Below are 23,383 nucleotides of genomic sequence, written 5' to 3'. Positions count from 1 at the left end.
AAAACCGGGCAATACTTGGCATTACCGAACTTTTTGTGGTTATTTCCGTACAGGATCAACCCGTACAGGTGAAATTGCAGACATATATATACGGTTGTGGCACTCCTCTAAGGGTGAGTTTGCGTTTACTTTTATAATCATATTTAACGCTGGATTCACATCAGCATTAATTCGGCTTTCATTGAAAAACCTAAACCACCCATGTTTACCTCTCTTACCCTGGTAAGACTCTTGCTTACCGACCGGCTCTAAATCCCAAAACCTGCGCTTATTTGTATAAGATCCTTGTCTAACTATTACCTTGACACCGAATAACGCAGTTTTGTAAGTAATAAATTTTATGACCTGTGTAGGAGTAATTACTACAAATCTCTTATGCTTTTTTTGTAATTTTAGATTTTGTTTATACCTCACATTTGTACCAACAATTAACTGATTTTTTTTCTCACCCACCAACCGCTTGATAATCAAACTTGTGGTTTGAGGAAGGTAGTTTTCTAATCGCTTGTTGCGATTAAAGGTGATTTGCTGGATTTGGCGCGTTGTAGATTTTCCCCGGTCAAGTTTTGACTGTAAAAATGGTCGGCGCTGATTGAAACCTTGATTAATTGATTTGAGATTTTTTTTATCATAGATAGGTGGAGTAACTGTTGGCTTATTGGATGCCAAAACTACGAGGTTATCAATCCCTAAATGTATACTTGGTCTGAAGTGGTAATTTAAATACACCAACGTTACAGGCTTTTGATTGGCAACCTCAATAAAGTATATTGCTGCTGTAAAACCTCTCCTTATTTTGATTGCATTTGGAGATTTTGTAGAAATAATTGTGTCATTTTGAGATAAATGAAGGAGTTCATTGTTTTTGTAATGTTCCCTTTTTTTTAGTGATTGGTTATCATGCACGAACACTTTACTTCCCCAGATTTTATGTTGGTATGGGGGGAGGCAGGGGAGACATGAAAATCGAGGTAGCTCTCGCTCATAAGCTATTATTGACTTTTGGCAATCCTTTCTATCGTAAATAAGTTGTTTGAGAACTTGATTGCTAATTTTAGCAGGAAATAATTGAGAGCTGTCTGTAGGTTCTAAGAGGGAAGATAACTGTCTGATAATTCTGGTACTACCAACTCGATCTCCAGAAGTAAAAAAGTGTTTCCTCATATAATATTGACCATGATAGTAGAAATTTATCGACAGAAACGATAAGTCATCAAACTGTTTATAAAACTGATGCTGCCCATCTATGTAAGGCCTTTCAACAACAATCATAAATTTTGGGATAAACGAAATTTTTTTTGTTGCTTTGCTAAGCAATATACAATAAAGTCTAGGGATTATCCGATCTAGTGTAACACCCATGATGAAAGCGATCGTTTTTCAAACGCCCGGAAGCCCGTCCGTATTGAAGCTGCAAGATATCCCCCCCCCCACTATACAAACAGAAACGGATGTTTTGGTACGGTTGCGAGCAGCGGGTATCAATCCGATCGATACTAAGTTGCGATCGCGCGGCACTTTTTACCCCGATAAAGCTCCTCACGTTTTGGGGTGCGACGGTGCTGGAGTCGTAGAGGCTGTCGGTGCTGGTGTGCAAAGTTTCCAAGTGGGAGACGAGGTTTTTTTCTGCAATGGCGGTTTGGGCGGGTCGATCGGTACTTATGCTGAGTTTGCCGTTGTAGACGAACGCTTTCTCGCCCTCAAGCCTGCTGCTTTAAGTTTTGTGGAGGCGGCGGCGGCACCGTTAGTTTTAATTACAGCTTGGGAATCGCTGTACGATCGAGGGCGCTTGCAAGCCGGCCAAAAAGTGCTGGTTCAAGCTGGTGCCGGCGGTGTCGGCCACGTCGCGGTACAGTTGGCGAAGTTGCAGGGGGCAGAGGTTTGCACGACTGTTAGTTCTGCGGAAAAAGCCAATTTTGTCAAGCACTTAGGTGCAGATTCAGTTATTTTATACAAAAATACCAATGTTGTCGATGAGGTTTTGACTTGGACTCAAGGACAAGGAGTTGATTTGGCTTTCGATACAGTCGGGGGAGAAACTTTTTACCAAACTATTCCTGCTGTGAAGATTTATGGAGATTTGGTAACAATTTTGGAACCCGATCCAGCTTTGGGCAATTTGAAAACAGCGAGAATGCGGAATCTGAGAATTAGTCTGGAATTAATGTTAACCCCGATGCTAGAAGGTTTGGTGGAGGAACAGGAACAGCAGGCTCATATTTTGCAGAAGTGTGCTCGTTTGTGCGATCGCAACTTGCTAAAAATTCACGTCAGCAAAACTTTCCCTCTCGAAGAAGCGCAAGCCGCTCACGAACTGTTAGAAACAGGCTCAGTAACCGGTAAAATAGTGCTTGAAATTGGGGGTTAAAAATGCGGATGCTTAAATAAGAAATTCACAACTGATATCATATCCGGTCGAGGAACCGCGATTTTTGTAGGGCGGGTTCACCATGAAGACCTGCCAATAATTGACAATCTCAAAAACTCGCCTCGACCGGGATATTATGCTTAATCGATCGGACATGATATGAAATTATTGGAGAGAAAAGTGCAAAATCCTGGTTAATAATTTTGAGAGAGTTCTGGCTAATTCAACGACCAAGGTGAATCTTGGTTTTATATCAAATCCGTTGGCATCGGAATGATTCATCTGTCTCTTCCGTTTCTCTGTATCCTCTGCGCCCTCTGCGGTTTAATCATTCCGATACAACCGGAATTCATATTATTACGCTGATGATTAAAAGGCGGGCAGCCTAAAAGATGTCAAATGGTTTCTATAAACAAGAGCAAAAACCGCATAGGGAAAATGCCGCTTTCGATCGAGAAATTTGAAGATCAACTGCTGAAGTTGACACGACGAAAGGCACGGCCCCGTACCCTAATTGGGGGTAACTAACGGCGATTTACTTGTAACCAAATTTCCAGCGTCACCAGCAGCCACAGCTTCAGCCCATAGCGGGGAAAAACTTCGCCACGATAGTTTAGCCACTCGCTGATTAGTGTTCGATCGAGGTAAGGCGCGATCGCCGCATGACGATTCAGCAGCAACGATCGCGCTTGCCGCTGCCAATCCCTCAAAAACCACTGCTGCATCGACATCACCATGCCGCTTTTCGGACGGTTGACAATGACATCGGGCAGCAAATCCGCCACAGCAGCCTTGAGAACCGCTTTTTCCTGCGCGCCCGAAAGCTTGTACTCTGGCGGAATTTGCAAACTCAGTGCCACCATCCGCGCATCAAACAAAGGCGATCGAGCTTTTAGTCCCGCCGCAGCCGTGAGATTATTTACCTTGGTCAAAATGTAATCGGCTCCTTTAAACTCAATGTTGAGCCGCATCAGCCGATTCAAAAACGTCGTTTCTGTCTGTTGCAATTCCTCAGCAAAGACGGAAGGCGCATTCTTCACATTTTCCCAAACCTCCGGCTTCAGCAAACGTGGCAAATCCACATAGCATTTTTGAAACGAAGTCAAGTAAGCTGCGATCGGATCGGCTTTACCCTGAATCGAACCATACAAACTATTGAGTAACATCGGCTTATTTTTCGGCCCGCCAAAGCACGGATCGCCACCTTCGCCATTCAGTACCACGTCTGCGAATTGCTTTGCCGATCGCCCCAACAGCAAATTGGGAACCGTCAAGCCTTCCCCCACCGGATCATCCATCGCCGCCAGCGTTTCCGGTAGCAACTCCCAAATTTGCTTTGGCGAAACTTCCAAAACGTGGTGCTCAGTGCCACAATGTGCTGCGACGATGTTGGCAAATTCAATCTCGCTGGGATATTGAGCGCCAAAGTGCATCGAGAAAGTGTGTACCGGGCGATCGTGCAGCCTGGTGGCGATCGCCGCGACGCAACTTGAATCAATACCACCCGAAAGATATGCTGCGACTGGTTCTCCCGCTGGTAGCGCTTCCTGCACCAGTTGTTCCAAAAGCGATCGCACTTGTTGACTGTGCCATTCCAAAGGGCGATCGGCGTTAGTAATTTGCTCCTGTGGCTGCCAGTATCTCTGCGCGTCAATATCCGGTAAGTACAAATAGCTACCGGGCCGCAACTCTCGCACGGCTTCCCACAGCGTTTGTGCTCCGGGTACAAAGGCACAGCACAAGTAGTCGCGCAAAGCAACTAAATCCAGTTCTCGATCGTGATACGGATTGAGCGATCGCAGTCGGGGCGCAATCCAGCGAGTCGTTCCTGCACGGGTGTAATAGAGGGTTTTGGCTCCAACGCGATCGCGCCCCAGACACAAGGTTTCCTCGTCTCTATCCCACACGGCAAGGGCAAATTGTCCTGACAGCAAACTCAGTGTTTTAGTACCGTACTCCTCCCACAGCCGCGCGACGATCGCCAAATCGGTCAATCCATCTGTATCAATCTGTTGTTTGAGCATTGGAGTGCGATCGAAGCAGCAGTCACCTACCAGCACAAATCGCTGATTGGGGCTGAAGGTGGGTTCAGCTCCGATTATGGCAAAACCGGAAGTTTCCCAAGTTGCAGGGTGCGATCGGGCTGCGGGACCCCAAGCAATGACCCAATTAGGGTAGATAGACTTCTGAGTGTGCATTTTAAATTAGACATCTCCCATAATTAATTATTGTGGAACAGGCATCTTGCCTGTTCAAAACAGGCTTTTCTGGAGATGACTATTACATTAAAAAACGTTTGAAAGTAACTTATAAATCAAGCGAAAAATAGCTGTTCCAGCGATCGCACCCAAAGCACCCAACCATCCCACAAACAACACGCCAGTGATCGGAGAATTCGGATAAATCGCAACAGCCGCCGTCTGCAAAGCCGGGAAAAACCACAGCAAAGCCACAGTACCTGCGCCAATAATCAACATCTCAGTTTGTTCGATCGCCCTGCGGTACTGCCCGTAAATCAAACCCGCCACAATCATCCCCAACAATCCGATACTCAAGCCAGGAGAGGGCAACAAACTCGTCAGGGCGATCGCCAGCACCCCTCCCTCAAAACCCGTAAACGCCGCCCCCGACAAAACCTCCCAAATCGAAAAAGTCGCTCTCTGCGAAGGTTGCAGCCCTCCTGGAGGTGTTGCAGGAACCCGTACAGGAGGAGGCAGAGTCGGTTGAAGAGGTATCGGAGGCGGCGCCACCACGACTGTAGGTTGTTGAGAATGTTGTTGAGGCCGAGACATCAGAGCCGCTTCCACCTCACTCGCAGATTGAAAACGCTGGCTGGGAGCTGATAATAACATTCGATCGAGAACGTGAGCCAAACGCGAACTTACCTGCACTCGCGACTGCCAATTCCACTCGTTTCTGTAACTCTCAAAAAGCTCCGTCGGCTGCAAACCGCTCAGCAAAGTAATACAAGTCACAGCCAAAGCATACAAATCCGTTGCCGGATAAACTTCTTGCCCGCTCATCTGTTCTGGCGGAGCGTAACCCAAAGAATAAATACCAGTCGAAGCTTTTGCACTCCCAACACTTTGTGTTACTTGTTTAACAGCCCCAAAATCTAATAAATAAAGCCGACCATTTTTACCCCGCATAATATTAGCAGGTTTAATATCCCGGTGAATCGAACCGCGAGAGTGTACAAAATCGAGAACCTTCAAAATTTCCCGCAGCACCTCCACCGTTTCCGCCTCCGAAAACCTGCCTTTAACAGCTAGTTCATCCTCCAAGTTTATACCGTCAATAAATTCTTGAACCAGATAGAAAAACTGATCGTTTTTTCCCGGCTGCAAACTCGTAACAGTCAGCTCAAAAAAAGCCAGCAAACTCGGAATTTGGGAATGTTCGTTTCCCAGTTCTTCCAGCACCGCCGCTTCCCGTTCAAACAGAGTTTGAGCGATTTTTAGCTGGGGCGGAGTCAGACTTACCGACGGTTGCAAAAGTTTAGCAACGCACTGCCGCATCGCGGGAGTATAGCGGTCTCTGGCCAAAAATGCCGCCCCAAAACCGCCTTGACCCAACAACCTCACGGGCAAATAGCGGCCGCTCAAAATCATGGGCATCCCGCAAGCGGTGCAAAACTTTTGCTGCACCGTTTTCAGCCGCGAACTGTCATCGAGGTCGGGAAAATAGTTTTGAGGGCGCGGGCAGCCCGGTCGGGTGCAGTAAACTTCCATTTTTGTTTGCTAAGAAGAAGGAAGAGGGAAGAAGGAAGAGGGAAGAATGAAAAGGGAAGAATGAAGAAAAAGTGATGGTTAAACCAAATTTCGATTTCTCAACTAACCGCGAACTGCTAACTGCCAGCGACCTAAGAGATTAACTTCCCGCCGAGTTGGGAGTTGCTATTTCTATGAATCCCAAATCGAGCGCCGGGGGTTCTTTCTTCTCCAGGATGGTCGAATAAGTAGCAAACTGGGGCAAAATTTCATTGCTGAAAGCCTCTGCTGCTTTAGAACGGTAGCGGTTGGGGTTGTAAATCAGCGACAAAATTCGAGTTACCAAAACTTCGTCCATTTGAGATTTGTGCAAGACGCCCATGAGCAACTCTTTTTCGATCGCCGAAACCGAGACAAAAGCAGCTCCCAGCCCCGACTGAACGGCATTTTTAATGGCTTCGATCGAATTTAGTTCCATCTCTATTTTCAAGCGGCGCGTGTCTATGCCGCAGCGAGTCAGTACCTGATCGATTACTTTGCGGATCGTAGACTGCGAGTCGAGGGATATAAACTGCAATTTGTAAAGGTCTTCTTTTTGGATAGTTTCTTGTTGTACCATCGGGTGAGACGGAGGAAGAATCAAAGCCAGTTCGTCCTCAGCGTAAGGAACAATTTCTAAAGCTTCTACAAGTTCGGTAGGAATCTCTCCGCCAACAATTGCCAAATCGATTTGCCCGTTTGCCACACTCCACGCCGTGCGGCGGGTCGAGTGAACGTGAAGCTGTACTGCTACATCCGGGTACTTTTGGCGAAACATCCCAATCATCCGGGGCAGCAAATAGGTTCCCGTTGTTTGAGAAGCGCCGACGATCAAAGTACCGCCTTGGAGATTTTGCAAGTCTTCCAGAGCTCGACAAGTTTCCTGGCAAAGCGATAAAATTTTCTCGCCGTAACTCAGCAGCAGGTGTCCGGCTTCGGTCAGTTGCGCCCGCCGCCCCCCCCGGTCAAACAGCGGCACGTCCAACTGTCTCTCTAAGTTTTGTACCTGCAAGCTAACTGCTGGCTGGGATACATAGAGGCTGTCCGCGGCGCGTTTGAAGCTTCCTTCAGAGGCGATCGCCTTGAGAATGCGTAACTGGTCTAAAGTGAAAGGAAGGTCAGACATATATCTAAATTGTCAGTTGTCAGTTGTCAGTTGTCAGTTGACGGTTGACGGTTGACTGTAGGCAGCGAACAGCAAACAGCGAACAGTCAACAGCGAACAGTCAACAGCGAACAGCGAACAGTCAACAGTCAACAGCGAACAGTGAACAGTTAACTGACTGATAACCGCTGAATGCTCCCATAGATACTTTGTGACACAAATTGGCCGAGAATCAATAACTTTTCTTAATATTTGCAATGACGATCGACTTGGCGCTCGACTCCCACTTAGTTATTCTGGGTCTGTTACTGGTTTTTGCGATCGCCCACAGCGGTTTAGCAGCCCTCCGGCCCAAAGGTGAAAAGCTAATCGGGCCGAGACTTTACCGCGTTTTTTTTGCCCTTGTCAGTTTGCCGCTAGCCGTCATTCTGATTGTCTACTTTTTCAACCACCGCTACGACGGCGTACAGCTTTGGCAAGTACAGGGCGTCCCCGGAGTTAAACCCGCAGTTTGGATACTTTCGGCAATTTCCTTTCTGTTTCTTTACCCAGCAACTTTCAACCTCCTAGAAATTGCCGCCGTCCAAAAGCCCCAAGTTCACCTCTACGAAACTGGCATCATTCGTATCACCCGTCACCCGCAAATGGTGGGACAGGTGATTTGGTGCGTGGCCCACACCCTGTGGATTGGCACTAGCTTTACCCTCGTCACTTCCATCGGTTTGGTACTTCACCACCTGTTCGGAGTGTGGCACGGCGACAAGCGGCTTCAGGCTCGTTTTGGAGAATCCTTTGAAACCATCAAATCTCGAACCTCAATTATTCCTTTTTTGGCAATCCTACAAAAGCGTCAAACCCTTGATTTGCTTGAGTTTCTGCGCCCTTCCTATCTAGGTGTAGTCATTTTTACTGGTTTGCTGTGGGAAATTCATCCTTTTTTGATGCGTGTCACTAGGAACATATACTGGTAGCATGATCCCTAGGATAGAAAAAAAATTATTAAATTTTGAGGGCTCATGGTGTTGTCGGTTAGCGAACGCACTTTTGCACAAGAGGTGTTTCAAGCCTCTACCCCCGTTTTAGTTCACTTTTCGGCTCCTTGGTGCGGTTTGTGCCGCGCGATCGACCCCACGCTTAAGACTTTTGAGGCACAGTGGGCAGAAAAAGTCAAGCTGGTTGGGGTGAATGCCGATCAATGTTTCAAGTTGGCCCACACTTATCGGCTGACAAGTCTGCCCACGCTGATTTTGTTTGAGGGCGATAAAGTTCGATTTAGATTTGAAGACTACCAAGGACGCGACGAACTGCGGCGGACTCTGGATTCCTGGATGCTCGCGGCTCACGTAGCTTCCCCATCTCAACGGCTGCAACTTCAGGAAGTAGTCAACAGGTAACATTATTTAAGTCCCATAGCTGTTATATCCCCGACTTCTTAAAAAATTCGGGGATATAACAGCTATGGTGCCGGTAAGTACAAGATTTAACGAATTTAACACGTGTTAATACCACCATGTCTAATTTAGTTAAGGTTGACTTGCCCGCTGCCTCGGAAGCGGGAAATCTCGAAGCATTAGCACTGTCTAATACAGAAATTGACGAAAAGCTGCGCTCGGTGCCGGTGTTTACGATTACAGACGCTCAGGGTGCGCCCCTGATCGCTTCTGTTCCCAAACAAGGTGAGGGTCAAAGCGGCAATGATTCAGTGGCAGGAATTTTTATCAGCCAGCAGGATGCTCAAGCTTTTATCGATCAACTGAAAACTACAAACCCTCAGTTGGCGGCCTCCGTGCGCGTGACGCCGGTGTCGCTAGGGGAAATTTACCAGCTTTCTCAAGCAAATAAAGGCAAGCCGGAGGAGATCCAATTTTCTTACGTTCCGGCTCCGCAGCAGGTGCAGTTGGCTAAAACTGTACTTCAGCAGACTGGTCAGCAGGTTAACGAGTTCAACGGTGTACCTCTGTTTTTGGCAAGAGGTGGCCCGGAAAATGGTTATTTGACGATTCAGCGCAACCAGCAAGAGGTGATTCCCTTGTTTTTTAACAAGGAAGAACTGCAGGAACTGGTGGAGCGCTTCCAGCAGCAGCAGCCGAATCTCACTGCCACAATTAAGATTGAGGTGGTGAACTTGGAGAGGGTTTTGGAAACTTTGCGTACTGAGGACGACGCGTTCTTGAACCAATTGATTTTGATTCCGTCGCGGGAGTCGCGGGAATTTGTGCGGCAGCTTCCTGGAAGTATCACAGACTTTGAGCAGTTGAGCGTTTTTAATAAGTTATTGACTGCATCTGCTAGCGGAGGTTTTTTTGACTTAACTATTGGCAATGATTTATTTCAAATACCTCCAAACAGTGCGACTCAATTTCCTGGCGGCGTGCGAGCCTTAGACGGTAACGATACCGTGAGCGGTTCATCAGATGATGATTTAATTAATGGGAATACTGAAAATGATGTGCTGCGCGGCGGCGCTGGTAGCGACTTGCTGCGGGGTGGCAAAGGCAGCGATTTAATTTTCGGAGATGATGGCAGCGATCTGCTCAGCGGCGGTCAAGATAATGATAGTCTAGACGGCGGAAGTGGCAGTGATTTTTTGCGGGGAGGTAGAGGAAATGATACTCTCAACGGCGGCGAAGGCAATGATTTTTTGCTAGGCGATGCAGGTTTTGACATTCTTACTGGCGGCGGCGAAATAGATAATTTTATTATCAAAATAGATGGTGATGCAGGGGTGCGAAATGCCAATTTTGCCGATCGAATTACCGATTTAAATCAAGGGGATAGAATTGCGATCGCAGGCAGTATCACTCTTAATGACCTCAATTTCAATTCCGAGGGTGCAAACACGCTAATTTTGTTAGCTAATGGCGACATTTTAGCCAATGTTTTAAATGCAGAACCCGCAACGGTTCGCAGTGCCACATTCATCGCATCCACTACAGATTCGATTCTAAACTTGGGGTAATAGCGATCGAGCGCTCCGGTGCATTGATTCATCCCGACCCCTGTCCGGGTGGGATTTCTGGGACATTAACTTGTAAAAACCCAAATCGATAACGCGCCCAACTCGGCATACTTCAAAAAAAATCAAGCATTTATGCCCGTTCATGCAGGCGTGTGTCACAATTGTTTACAGTTTTGGCAATATCTAGTAGAAACTTTAAACTACCTATCAGTGATGGAACTGCTTTATCAATATGCTTGGCTGATTCCTGTCCTGCCACTGGCAGGCGCAATGCTAGTAGGTCTAGGCTTAATCACCTTTAACCAGGCAACCAACAAACTCCGACAAGCGAATGCGATATTAATCGTCTCCGCACTCGGAGGGTCAATGGTACTCTCTTTCGCATTGCTGTGGAGTCAACTACAGGGCCACGCACCCTACACCCGCAGTATTCAGTGGGCTTCTGCTGGCGACTTCTCGCTGAATATGGGCTATATCATTGACCCGCTGACGGCGGTGATGCTGGCGATCGTCACGACGGTCGCCTTTTTGGTGATGATTTACACCGACGGCTACATGGCTCACGATGACGGGTACGTGCGCTTTTACGCCTACCTGAGCATCTTCAGCGCGTCGATGTTGGGTCTGGTAATCAGCCCGAACATCGTTCAGATTTACATTTTTTGGGAACTGGTAGGTATGTGTTCGTACCTGCTAGTCGGATTTTGGTACGATCGCAAACCCGCTGCTGACGCTTGCCAAAAAGCTTTTGTCACCAACCGCGTCGGCGACTTCGGCCTGTTGCTGGGCATTCTCGGCATTTACTGGGCCACCGGCAGCTTTGAATTTGAGGTGATGGGCGAACGCCTGCACTCATTAGTCGAATCCGGTGCTCTTTCGGCGACTCTGGCGACAATCTTCGGCGTCCTCATATTTTTGGGGCCAGCAGCAAAATCCGCTCAATTCCCCCTCCACGTCTGGTTGCCAGATGCAATGGAAGGCCCGACACCGATTTCGGCTCTGATCCACGCCGCGACAATGGTAGCCGCCGGCGTATTCCTGATCGCTCGGATGTACCCGGTGTTTGAAGGGCTGCCGGCCGTCATGAATTTGATCGCCTGTACTGGCTGTTTTACCGCATTTATGGGTGCTTCGATCGCGATTACCCAAAATGACATCAAAAAAGGCTTAGCCTACTCCACCATCTCCCAACTCGGCTACATGGTGATGGCAATGGGCGTCGGCGCTTACAGTGCCGGACTTTTCCACTTGATGACTCACGCTTACTTCAAAGCAATGCTGTTCCTGTGTTCGGGTTCAGTGATTCACGGGATGGAAGCAGTTGTAGGCCACAACCCCGCTCTCGCTCAAGATATGCGAGTCATGGGCGGCTTGCGGAAATATATGCCCATTACGTCTGCTTGCTTTTTAATCGGAAATTTGGCAATCTGCGGAATCCCGCCGTTTGCTGGTTTTTGGTCAAAAGACGAAATTCTCGCCAGCGCCTTCGCAGCAAATCCCGCTTTGTGGGCTGTTAGCTGGCTGACGGCCGGGATGACCGCGTTTTATATGTTCCGAATGTATTTCAGCACCTTTGAGGGCGAATTCCGGGGCAATGACAGCGCCATCAAGCGGCAACTCTTGCAACCCGGCGTTGTTTTTGGCCCGGGAGCGATGAACGTTAAGGAATTGGCATCAACTGGCGACAGTCACGATGAGCACGACCATTTGCCTCACGAATCTCCTCTGACAATGGCTCTGCCGTTAGTCTTGCTGGCAGTACCTTCTGTGTTTATCGGTTTTCTCGGTACGCCGTTTGCCAATTATTTCGAGCAGTTTGTTCGCGCTCCAGGCGAGTCTCTAGAAGAAGTTTTGCAACACGCTGCTGAGTTCAATTTGACGGAATTTTTGATTATGGGCGGAAGCTCTGTAGGTATTGCTTTGCTGGGCATTACTTTGGCTTCTCTGATGTATTTGAGCCGTAAAATTGACGCAAGTGCGATCGCCCAAAAAATCAAACCGCTTTACGACTTCTCCCTCAACAAGTGGTATCTCGACGATATCAACGATTTTCTCTTTGTCAAAGGCAGCCGCCGTTTAGCGCGGCAAGTCATGGAAGTGGATTTGCGAGTCGTCGATGGTGTAGTCAACTTAACAGGGCTTATCACCCTGGTTAGCGGCGAAGGTTTGAAATACTTTGAGAGCGGTCGCGCTCAATTTTATGCCCTGATTGTGTTTGTCGCAGTTCTGGGTTTTGCGATCGTTTCTGGAGTCGGTTAAATCTGTAGGGAAATGGGAGTGCCTTTTAGTGCCAACAAACAGGTAAAACCGATAGTCCGACAGTCCGACAGGGAATGAATTCCCTGTCTCAAAGCTAAAGTCCTCGCTATGAGGACTGAGAAAAACACTTTTCAAATCATTAGTCCTATGCAAGAGGACTTTCGCTATTAGCCAGGGGTTGAAACCCCTGGCGGACTCGCGGAATTGCAGATGATCGGCTTAAGTTGACACCAATGGGCAATGCCATTTCCCACCAGAAGATATTTTAAGAACTGGTATTAGCTCAAGAACTCACAATTGACAATTAGCAAATAGAAATAAATCTTTCATTAAAATTCACTGTTGCGATCGCATAAATTGTCCAAATAATAGCAAAAAAAAATGTTCCGTCTAAAGAAAGTATAAAATTTAGGCTAAAATTGCCAAAATGTGTTTAAACCTAATAACTGATGGATCATTTTAAAACGCAATGGATACAGCTAACTTTCCCTGGTTAACAACAACAATTCTGTTTCCCATTGCTGCGTCCTTGCTGATTCCTTTAATTCCCGATAAGGATGGCAAGACGGTGCGGTGGTATGCCCTAATTGTGGGTTTGATCGATTTTGCCCTACTTGTTTACGCTTTTTACACTCAGTACGACTTCAGCAATCCAGATTTGCAACTGGTAGAAAGCTATACTTGGGTGCAGCAACTCGATTTGAATTGGTCGGTGGGTGCTGACGGTTTATCAATGCCGCTGATTCTGCTGACTGGTTTTATTACTACGCTGGCTACTTTAGCTGCTTGGCCTGTCACATTTAAACCGAAGCTTTTTTACTTTTTGATGCTGACAATGTACGGCGGCCAAATCGCAGTTTTTGCCGTGCAGGATATGTTGCTGTTTTTCCTGGTTTGGGAACTGGAATTAGTCCCGATTTACCTGATTTTGTCCATCTGGGGCGGCAAGAAGCGCCTTTACGCAGCAACTAAGTTTATCCTTTACACCGCAGGCGGTTCGCTGTTTATTTTGCTTGGCGGGCTGACGATGGCGTTTTACGGCGATACGGTGACTTTTGATATGCGGGCGATCGCAGCGAAAGATTACGCCCCCAATGTAGAATTGATCCTGTATACAGGTTTCTTAATAGCTTACGGCGTCAAACTGCCAATTTTTCCGCTGCACACTTGGCTCCCTGACGCTCACGGGGAAGCAACCGCACCCGCCCATATGTTGCTAGCAGGAATTCTGCTAAAAATGGGCGGTTACGCTTTACTGCGGATGAATGCGGGAATGCTCCCAGATGCTCACGCTACCTTCGCGCCCATCTTGGTAATTTTGGGTGTGGTTAACATTGTTTACGCGGCATTAACTTCTTTTGCTCAGCGAAATTTGAAGCGAAAAATTGCTTATTCTTCCATTTCGCACATGGGCTTTGTGCTGATTGGGATAGCTTCGTTTACCGATTTGGGAACCAGCGGTGCAATGCTGCAAATGGTTTCCCACGGTTTAATTGGGGCGAGTTTGTTCTTTATGGTAGGATGCACTTACGATCGTACTCACACGCTCATGCTCGACGAAATGGGCGGTGTGGGGCAGAAAATGCGTAAGGTTTTTGCCATGTGGACTGCTTGTTCTATGGCTTCCTTGGCTTTGCCGGGAATGAGCGGTTTTGTAGCAGAATTAATGGTGTTTGTAGGTTTTGCCACCAGCGATGCTTACAATCCAGTGTTTAAGGTTTGCGTGGTATTTCTAGCTGCTGTCGGGGTGATTTTGACTCCGATTTATCTGCTGTCGATGCTGCGGGAGATTTTCTACGGGCCTGAGAATAAGGAATTGTCGGAACACGAGGAATTGGTGGATGCGGAACCGCGAGAAGTGTTTATTATTGCGGCTCTGTTAGTGCCGATTATTGGCATTGGTTTGTATCCGAAGATGCTGACTCAGGTTTACGATGCGACCACTGTACAGTTGACTGCAAAATTGCGCGATTCTGTGCCGTCGCTTGTGGCTAAGGGTGCTACGGATAAAACTCTGTCTCTGCGTGCTCCGGCGATCGAGCCGAGCAAGTTGTGATTTGAACTGGATTTAGCAAGAAAACCCCCAAACTTTATTTTTAAAAGGGTTTGGGGGTTTTCTATATACCGGATCAAAGTAAATCGATTAGATTGGGATTTTTAAACCGCAGATTTCAGCAGATAAACACAGATGAACGCTGATGTGATTTTGAGTATTGTCGTTCCTCAAAAAGCATAAAAGAGCATGATAGGCTATATTCGATGTTGCAACTGCAATATAATTAATAGTTGAGCAACATAAAAAGTTCTAGCCTAAGAGGGAGACGGAAAAATGAGTGACGACATACTTGGCTCGAAAGATGCGGTCGTACTCTCAGCAGAAAGCATGAATAGCGATGATATCCGCGCGACGATCCAATCAAATATTGACTTTGTGAATGCACTATTTGAAGAGCTTCTGAATCTATCAGAAATTTCTCACGACGCACTCCTCAGTTACTACGTTGATTACTACCTCGGGCAGGTGAATAATGGCGGTTTTGCTCAGTTTGTCTATAACACAAGGTGGCAGCCTGCGGTCATCGCGCTAGTTAAAGAAGGCCTTCAGCAAATCGGCGCGACACAACATACCGATCTTTTTGCAAAAGGAGAGGCGCTGGTTACAGCACGAAAGACAAAGTTAGCATCCTTCTTTTCGAGTGAGTTATTCGGCGAAAATGCTGAGAGAGACAGGCTAAATGGCATAAATGAGGACTTTTATTCGATCGCACAAGAAGAGAGTCTCGAACGATTAAATGCTAACTGGTTAAAAGCGCGCCCCGGCCTGATTGTTGTACCAGAAGATCGAATCCAACAGGAAGTCACTCGACGAGCATTGAGTATTTCCGATCGCGAGGCCCGGCTCGCCCAGACCCGTGCTGCCGAGCCGAGATACATTAAACTAATACGAGCCTTGTGCGATGCAGCCGGCCATACGCTTGAGCGCGTTACGGCAGGCGATACTATGAATGAGTACGGTGGCAAAAGAATACTCGCTTGGCACTTTATTACTGACAATGGGCATCACTTCATGGTGGAGGCTGACGGGAAGGCAATGATGTTTTCTGGAAAGTCCAAGGAACAGATTGCAGAGCTGGTAGTGGTATAACTATGCAGCCAAATTAATAGTTAGGTTGAGGCACTATCTTTTTTTGTCTTTACTCTTAATTGTTCTTATTTCTATACTTGCTAAAATAAAAGGGAATACTAACCGAACGGCAAAGCGTTATTGTTAAGCCAAGAGTGCGATCTTTGTTAAGGGCGATCGAAGTGTTAGACCGCAACTACAGTATAATTAATAGTTATGCCATGTGAGTTATCTTTCCAGGCATAATTGTAAGGTTACTGGTGGGTAATGAAGATTTATGAGCTATTCAGAAGCATTTTCACCCAACTACATTACTGCACGAGAGCGCTTTCGATCAGCATCTTCATCTTTGGGTTATCAGCAGACAGCCTATCCAATTGATCGGGTTAGTCCAACTGGTGAAGAATTAACTATTGATGTGGCGATCGGTGGTTCTTTCAACCCACGACGATGTGTAGTCATTTCTAGTGGCTTGCATGGAGTAGAAGGCTTTTTGGGTTCGGCAATCCAACTTACCTTGTTAGAAAAGCACCAACTTCTCACATCGTTGTCACCTGATATTAAAGTTGTACTTATTCATGCTCTGAATCCTTATGGTTTTGCATGGCGACGACGTTGGAATGAAAATAACATAGACTTAAACCGTAACTTTTTATTATCTGAAGACGTTTTTGAGGGCAGCCCAAAAAACTATCCTAAATTCAATTCCTTTCTAAATCCAACTTTACCTCCCTCACGATTTGAACCTTATATTATTCAAGCTATATGGCTGATATTGAGATATGGAATGACCAGTTTGAGAAACACTTTTCCTGTAGGGCAATACGATTTTCCAAAGGGACTTTTTTTTGGTGGTCATGCTGCATCCAAAACTCAAGAGATTCTAGCTAGCAATTTGCCCCAATGGATTGGTAATGTTTCAGAGGTAGTGCATATTGATTTCCACACAGGTTTAGGACGCTGGGGAACTTATAAGCTTTTGCTTGACGCCTCTGCAACATCAGAATCTTGTTCAAGACTAACTAAACGATTTGGAGCAGAAACAATAGAACCGAACAGTACAGAAGGTGTGTCATATCCAATTCGCGGTGGATTAAAAACTTGGTGCCAAGCTCTTCTACCAGAATGTCGCTATGATTTACTAACCGCAGAATTTGGCACTTACTCAACGATTCAAGTCTTGAAGGCATTGCGGGCGGAGAATCGTGCTTACTGGTGGGGTAAGTCAGACCAGAGCTATGAATGGACAAAAGACCAGTTGGTAGAAATGTTTGCACCCATATCTCGCAAGTGGCGAGAACAATGCTTAACTCAAGGACTTGATGTGTGTAAACGAGCCTTGATGGACTGAAGGAGTTGCGACGGTAAGCGATCGCAATACCCAATACTTCAAAATTAGCAGTGGGTCGATCGCTCTTTTAGTTTTTCGTCTGACAGTAATGGACGCCACGGGGTCTACTCAAATTAACTTTTAGGGTGCTTCAGGTAAGTTTCTCGACTGGTTATTGATGGTTTAAAGCTCTGACGCACCTTACTAATTGCATAACAGCATTGCAGCTTTTACTCAGATCCCACTGGAAATAGCAATAACAACTACTCATCAGGTTTGGCTTTGCAAAGCCAATTTTTGATAGTCCTGCCTAATAGGAATCTGAATGATGAACTCTGCTCCCTGACCGGGATGAGAAACACATTTCAACTGTCCACGGTGTTTTTCTACCACAATCTGGTAGCTGATTGACAGCCCCAGACCCGTGCCCTTCCCTACGGGTTTCGTCGTGAAGAACGGGTCGAACAGCCGCCGGTTCACTTCCTCTGTCATACCGGGGCCATTGTCGCAAATGCGAATCACAACAAATTGGGGAGCTTTGCGGGTCGGGCCGAGGTTGGGGGAATCCACCTCAGCCGAAGAAAATGTAGAGCTTTCCGCAAGGAGGGGATTAGAAATCGGGGATTTTTCTTCTTCCCCATACCCCACTGAGGTGCGAATTGCGATCGTGCGCGGCCCCCTTTGGTCATGAAGAGTGTCAATCGCATTCGCCAGTAAATTTACAAACACCTGGTTCAGTTGGCCGGCATAGCACTCCACCAGCGGCAGCGGGCCGTACTCTTTAATTATTTGAATAGCAGGCTGGTCTAATTTGGCTTGCAGTCGGTGCTGCAAAATCAGTAGCGTGTTATCGATGCCTTCATGGATATCGACCTCTTTCATTTCCGCTTCATCCAGTCGCGAGAAGTTTCGCAGGGAGAGGACAATTTCGCGAATTCGGTCTGCCCCCACCTTCATCGAATCCAGCACTTTGGGTAAGTCTTCCATCAAGAAATCTAATTCGATTGCCTCAATATCCTCAACAATCGCTGCTGTGGGATGGGGGTATTGTTCTTGATAGAGTTTCACCAGTCCTAGTATGTCTTTACTGTAAGTCTTGACGTGAGTTAGGTTGCCATATATGAAGTTAATCGGATTATTGATTTCGTGGGCCACCCCGGCCACCATCTGTCCCAGGGAGGACATTTTCTCAGTCTGAATTAGCTGGGTCTGGGTGCGCTTGAGTTCTTGGAAAGAAAGCTCTAGTTGTTCGGCTTGTTTTTTTAATTGCGCTTCTGATAGTCGCAGAGCTTGCTCTACCTGCACGCGATCGCGAATTTCCTGGCTCAGGAGCAGATTTTTTTCCTGTAATTCCTGCGTCCTCTCTTCCACTTTATGTTCTAAAGTCCGGCTGTAATCTTCTAATTGCTCATTGGCTTGTTTCAGGTTGTCAGTCGCCTCAGACAAATTGGCATAGAGTCGCGCATTTTCCAAGGAAATCGCCGCTTGAGAACAAAGCACGGTTAAAACTTCCAGGCGATCGGGAGTAAACGCACTCCTTGTCAGATTATTTTCCAAGTAAAGCAGACCAATGAGCTTTCCTTTATGGACGATAGGCATACATAAAACTGACTTGGGTTGGGCGTTAACTATATAGCTATCCCTGGTAAAAATTCCCTCCTGACTCGCATCATTTAAAACCACATTCTTCAGAGTTCTAGCCACATAATTGAGGAGAGAAAAGGGCAATTTATGGCTCGTTTCTATTGGTGTCGATTGCAGCACCACTACCTCATTATTACCTATGCTTGCCGTCCCTTCTACCACCAGTTGACCATCTTTTTCTAAAATTAAGTAGCTTTTTTCAGCCCCAGCATTCTCAATCGCAATTGTCAATAACTTAGAAAGCAGACTTTCCAGAACAATTTCGCCAGAAATAGCTTGAGAAGATTTCATGACAGAGGCGAAATCCAGTGCTGCAAAACTCCCAGTAGTCGTCGAGCACGTCGTCCGTGATACGTCGAAGCTGGGGGCTTCTTTCGTCAGTATTCGCGAGAAGAATTCAGGATATTCTTCTGATAAATCCTGCACTTTTGCTTTCGCTCCCCAGCGAATATAGCCATAGTAAGCATCCGTCAAATAAACCTCCGCTATCTTCTCCCGACCGCGAGAGAAATAAAACTCGGCTGCCCGTTCATTAGCTAGGGCTTCTTCCTGAATATATCCCTGTTCTCTGGCTCCTTGAATGCTGGCGTCATAATACTCCATCGCTTTTCCAATCTTTCCCAATACCCGCGCTTTCTCCGCCTCCACTAATTCGTACTTATGCTGGAAGTTAGACGGGGCATGAAATGCCCATTTCTGCATTTTTTCTTGATTAGCTTCAACTAAGCTGATGTATTGTTGTTGTTCGGCGTGTGAAGCTTGAGGATAAACAGCGAGTAGAGCCAGGGAATAATAGAAGTTGTGAGGAGCGGTAACTACCATTCCAATCACGCTCACTAGGTGTTCTGCGGCTAAACTGGCATTGGCAACGGCATTCTTTGGTTCCTTAAAGAGATATAATAGAATTGTCTTGGCTAGATAAGTAATAAACAGCAAAATCCTATTGTTAGTTTCAATAAAAACAGGCAGCATTTGTGTTTCATTAAAACTTGTGCCCACCAAGTGACTTGTGACCTCAGTTTCATTTTGAAGATTTAGCGTCAATTGGTGAAATATCTGGATGTAATAGATAGAATAATCTTGTTTTAGTTTGAGCGCTACATCACTATATTTCTCTTGTTCCTCTTCTACAATGTCTAATCGTTCCCCAGTCAAAAATATGCTCGCACAATAGACAGTAACAGAATAACCAGCATATTCTATATCTCCAGTTTCCAGTCCACTTTGAAACGCTGACAGTAAGGGGAGTAAAGCTTTTTTAGCTGGCTCTTTCCAGTGTATAACAAAGCCATAAAATAATTGATTAACTTTACATTGAAGCGAGTTAGCATTAAATTTATTCAACAACTTTAAGGCCAAGTTACCAGACTGATATCCGGCATCTATATCCCCTATTACCGAACACAGTATTATACTATAAAAAGCATACGCAAAAGCAGCAAGAGAGGAATGGCCATACTCCATGCAGATTTTAACCAACGTCACTGCAAGTGGGAGCAAAATTGCGGGATTAGCAGTAATAACCGGAGAAGTAAGAAAAGTCAGTATACTTAAAGCCGCTATTTTGTAAGGGTCTGTCATCTCTGGGATATTGTCTAAGTCGGCGATATCTGGCAACTCCACCAGAAAACCCCCGTTACCCTCGTCATTTGACAAGGTAACACCCAGCATATCCAGCACTTGCAGCCCAGTATCAATGGCTTTTAACATCTGATTTTGAGCCATATAAAACTGGATTTGTAGCTCGTATACTTTCACTTTTTCGAGCAAGGTGGTGGCTTGTTGCAGAACAACCTCAGCAAGAATTGCTGACCTTTCGTAATTGGTATTAAGATATTCCGCTTCCACCGCTTCTACATAGAGTGCTAGTGTCAGATCGTAGTTACTCTGCCAACTGTTTTGTGCCAAGAGTTCTAACCCTACTCTTAGTTGCGTGACAGCAGCTTCATAAGCTGACGCTGCTTTGGCTTTTCGACCAGCTATCAAATTTAATCGGGCTAGACGATCTTTTTTTGCCTGATTGGTGATGAAGTCAGCCCCAACATTTAACTGATTGACAATCTCAAAGATATTTTCTTCAATCTCCTCTGTTGGAGTATGCTCTAGTAGCAGTTCACCAATTTTAAAGTGGGTCTGTTGTTTCTGAAATTCCGGAATGAGAGAATACGCCGCTTGCTGCACCCGGTCATGGAGAAATTTGTAAGCGATAGGCCCGTGATGGCTGTAAGGCAAAGGGGCAGGTGAGGATGATAGCAGAGGAGAATCTGGAGCTATTCTCTCCTGTACTTCCCTGCTCATTTCATCGGAGGTAAAAACGAGAGGGATTTTGTAGGCTTCGCTCAAAGGCAAAACCAAGCCAGCCTGAAGTGCTTGCCACAAATCAGCCGCCGTTTCCGATTGAGATTTTTCATTGACAATAGCCAAAACTTCTAAATTAAATTTGTCTCCAATACAGGCGGCTAACTTTAAGACATCCTGCGTCTCTTCCGGGAGTTTTTGAATATTTCTGGAAATCAGTTCGACGACATTATAATCTGTGATCCCTACTGCTTGAATTTGGTTTAATGACCAATGCCAGCACCCAGCACTGAAATCAAAGGTCAATAGCTTTTCTTGATGCAGAGTAGCGAACATCTGAGTCAAGAAGAAAGGATTGCCTTGCGTTTTATTGAAAAGTAGCTCGGACAATTCAGAAACCCGGTTTTTCAGAGCGGAAGACTCATTGAGGGTATCTGCTACCAGCAAGCTGACGTTGCTAATATCCAAAGGACGGAGAATTATATTATTTACAACCGCCCCATTCTTTTGAATCTCCTCCAAGGTCAGCATCAACGGATGGGTCGGACTGACTTCGTTATCTCGATAGGCTCCCATCAGCAGTAAATATTGGCTGTCCGGGTCACAAATCAGCAAATCAATCAACTTGAGCGATGCCGAATCTGCCCACTGTAAGTCATCCAAAAATACGACGAGCGGGTGTGAGGGTTTAGTAAATACATGAATGAATTCTTTAAACACGCGATTAAAGCGATTCTGGGATTCAAAGGCCCCCAATTGCGGAACAGATACTTGAGGGCCGACAATCAGTTCGACTTCGGGAATAACATCTACTATGACTTGGCCATTTGAGCCTAAAGCTTCTAAGAGTTGCTCTTTCCAAATGGCTAGTTTTTCCGAACTTTCTGTTAACAGATGCCGCATCAAGCCGGCGAAAGCTTGAATCAAAGAAGCATAAGGAATATTTCGCTTTAATTGATCAAATTTACCGGAGATAAAATACCCGCGCTGCTTGAGAATCGGTTTTTGAACTTCATTCACTAAGGAAGATTTGCCAATCCCTGAGTAACCGCTCACTAGCATCATTTCGCTGTTTCCGCCGGAGACTCGCTCAAAAGCTGCCATCAAAGTCGCTACTTCTTGCTCGCGACCGTAGAGCTTTTGCGGGATGATAAATTGTCCAAATTTATCCCTCTTACCGATTGGAAAGTTGGCAATTTTTCCCTGCGTTTGCAGTTGATGACGGCATATTTCTAGATCAGCTTTTAGCCCCCTAGCGCTTTGGTATCTGTCTTCAGCAGTTTTGGCTAATAATTTCATTACAATATCAGAAATTGCTTGGGGAATCTCACCGATTTGCTGATGGGGCGGCACTGGTCTTTTAGCGATATGGCAGTGAATTAATTCCAGGAGATCCGTGGCTTGATGGGGCAGCTTTCCAGTTAGCATTTCATAAAAGGTGACACCTAATGAGTAAAAGTCGGTGCGGTAGTCAATTGATCGATTCATCCGCCCGGTTTGTTCTGGGGACATATAGGCAAGGGTGCCTTCTAGCAAGTTGGGACTGCTGAGGCTCTGGTTTTCTCGCTCTAGGTGCGTGGCAATGCTAAAATCGATAATTTTTATTTGACCATTTTTGGGGTTGATAATAATATTCTGCGGTTTAATATCTTTATGAATAATCTTATTTTCATGCAGTTGAGCTAGGGTCTCTGCTAGATGAATTGCCAGACTCAGAAATTCGTTGATTTCAAGGTGTTTAGCCGTGATTAGCTTTTTCAGGGAGTCTCCTCCAACATCTTCTAATATCAGCGCCAGACCGTTATTATGCTCTTCCACAGAGTAACCTTGGATAATCCCGGCTAGGTTCAGAGTTTTGAGAATTTTATATTCATGCCTCAATCGTGCGATTTCTTCTATTGTGGGATATTCGGGTTTGAGGGTTTTTACTACAACCGGAGTTAGGTCGGACTCCCTAACCCCGCGATAAATAACTGTATTGACACCTTCATGAAGGGGCAACGATAAAAGTTTGTAACCGGGCAGCGTGGTTTTCATATTCGTTTTTTCGAGGTGTCGGATTATTCGGGTGGGGAATTGATGGATGGGAACCTGAGACAGCGACGTTCGATCGCCTGTTGGGAAAAATTAAAAGAGCAGAGCATCAGATTGTTAGCAAGTGCCAATATTTGTCCGCTCATTCAATGCTAAAGTGCATTATGGTCTAATCTTTAACTATAAATATAATACCTGTGCTAGAGTTGGAAAACCCAGAATTGGCGCTTGGATAAGCGCATCCTGAGAAATTCTGCGATCGCGCTCTAGAAACCATCTGTTTAAAGCTCTCTGGACGTACTCCGAACAGACGCTTAATAGTTGTGAGAACTCAGGTTTTTTACATCCCAGTAGCTCATTATCTGTCTCACCCTGAATTATTCCAACTTAGGATTATACATCCTACTACAACCTATTTGTACCAATTCGACCGGGCGCGAGCGTTGCTCTTAACAGTGTACAGGTCGCGATCGCCTTGCCTACTTTTTTAAGAGGTCTATTGTAAGAGTGTGC

General features: G+C 46.0%; 13 protein-coding genes. 8 read left to right on the top strand and 5 right to left on the bottom strand.

What is annotated here, in order from left to right; genetic code table 11:
- Positions 1-39: 39 nt before the first annotated feature.
- Positions 40-1,272, bottom strand: a complete 1,233-nt coding sequence (locus QUB33_RS12715) for an RNA-guided endonuclease TnpB family protein (RefSeq protein ID WP_333350886.1) — start codon at positions 1,270-1,272, stop codon at positions 40-42.
- A gap of 91 nt (positions 1,273-1,363) precedes the next feature.
- Between QUB33_RS12715 and QUB33_RS12710 the strand changes: the two genes are divergently transcribed.
- Positions 1,364-2,368, top strand: coding sequence for a zinc-dependent alcohol dehydrogenase family protein (locus tag QUB33_RS12710; protein ID WP_333350945.1), 1,005 nt, complete (start codon positions 1,364-1,366; stop codon positions 2,366-2,368).
- A 524-nt stretch (positions 2,369-2,892) separates the two neighbouring features.
- On the opposite strand, the gene QUB33_RS12705 is transcribed toward QUB33_RS12710, so the two are convergent.
- From QUB33_RS12705 to QUB33_RS12695, 3 genes are all read right to left on the bottom strand, one after another.
- Positions 2,893-4,566, bottom strand: coding sequence for an asparagine synthase-related protein (locus QUB33_RS12705; protein WP_333350884.1), 1,674 nt, complete (start codon positions 4,564-4,566; stop codon positions 2,893-2,895).
- 87 nt (positions 4,567-4,653) lie between these two features.
- Positions 4,654-6,099 (bottom strand): protein kinase domain-containing protein, encoded by a 1,446-nt coding sequence (locus QUB33_RS12700; RefSeq protein WP_333350882.1) that lies wholly within the window; start codon positions 6,097-6,099, stop codon positions 4,654-4,656.
- Between the two features lie 139 nt (positions 6,100-6,238).
- Entirely contained in the window at positions 6,239-7,243 is a 1,005-nt protein-coding gene (locus QUB33_RS12695) for a LysR family transcriptional regulator (protein ID WP_015174889.1), read from the bottom strand.
- A 236-nt stretch (positions 7,244-7,479) separates the two neighbouring features.
- On the opposite strand from QUB33_RS12695, the gene QUB33_RS12690 reads away from it, so the two are divergent.
- From QUB33_RS12690 to QUB33_RS12660, 7 genes are all read left to right on the top strand, one after another.
- Entirely contained in the window at positions 7,480-8,193 is a 714-nt protein-coding gene (locus tag QUB33_RS12690) for an NnrU family protein (RefSeq protein ID WP_333350879.1), read from the top strand.
- A gap of 45 nt (positions 8,194-8,238) precedes the next feature.
- Positions 8,239-8,616 (top strand): thioredoxin family protein, encoded by a 378-nt coding sequence (locus QUB33_RS12685; RefSeq protein WP_333350877.1) that lies wholly within the window; start codon positions 8,239-8,241, stop codon positions 8,614-8,616.
- A 116-nt stretch (positions 8,617-8,732) separates the two neighbouring features.
- Positions 8,733-10,181, top strand: a complete 1,449-nt coding sequence (locus QUB33_RS12680) for a Tic22 family protein (RefSeq protein WP_333350875.1) — start codon at positions 8,733-8,735, stop codon at positions 10,179-10,181.
- A 213-nt stretch (positions 10,182-10,394) separates the two neighbouring features.
- Positions 10,395-12,440, top strand: coding sequence for an NAD(P)H-quinone oxidoreductase subunit 5 (locus QUB33_RS12675; protein WP_333350943.1), 2,046 nt, complete (start codon positions 10,395-10,397; stop codon positions 12,438-12,440).
- 469 nt (positions 12,441-12,909) lie between these two features.
- Complete coding sequence (locus tag QUB33_RS12670; RefSeq protein WP_333350873.1) at positions 12,910-14,496, top strand: NAD(P)H-quinone oxidoreductase subunit 4; 1,587 nt, start codon at positions 12,910-12,912, stop codon at positions 14,494-14,496.
- Positions 14,497-14,769: 273 nt separating this feature from the next.
- Positions 14,770-15,585 carry a DMP19 family protein gene (locus QUB33_RS12665; RefSeq protein WP_333350871.1) on the top strand — a complete coding sequence of 272 codons (816 nt, stop codon included), beginning with the start codon at positions 14,770-14,772 and terminating at the stop codon, positions 15,583-15,585.
- Positions 15,586-15,841: 256 nt separating this feature from the next.
- Complete coding sequence (locus QUB33_RS12660) at positions 15,842-16,915, top strand: M14 family metallopeptidase (protein ID WP_333350869.1); 1,074 nt, start codon at positions 15,842-15,844, stop codon at positions 16,913-16,915.
- Positions 16,916-17,164: 249 nt separating this feature from the next.
- On the opposite strand, the gene QUB33_RS12655 is transcribed toward QUB33_RS12660, so the two are convergent.
- A complete protein-coding gene (locus QUB33_RS12655) occupies positions 17,165-22,873 on the bottom strand; it encodes an AAA family ATPase (protein ID WP_333350866.1) in 5,709 nt (1,902 codons plus the stop codon).
- Positions 22,874-23,383 lie beyond the last annotated feature (510 nt).

It is taken from the genome of Microcoleus sp. B3-A4 (genome assembly GCF_036705385.1).
GTDB lineage: Bacteria > Cyanobacteriota > Cyanobacteriia > Cyanobacteriales > Microcoleaceae > Microcoleus.
The sequence above is the reverse complement of the archived record's forward strand: the minus strand, read 5'-3'. Positions and strand labels throughout refer to the sequence as shown.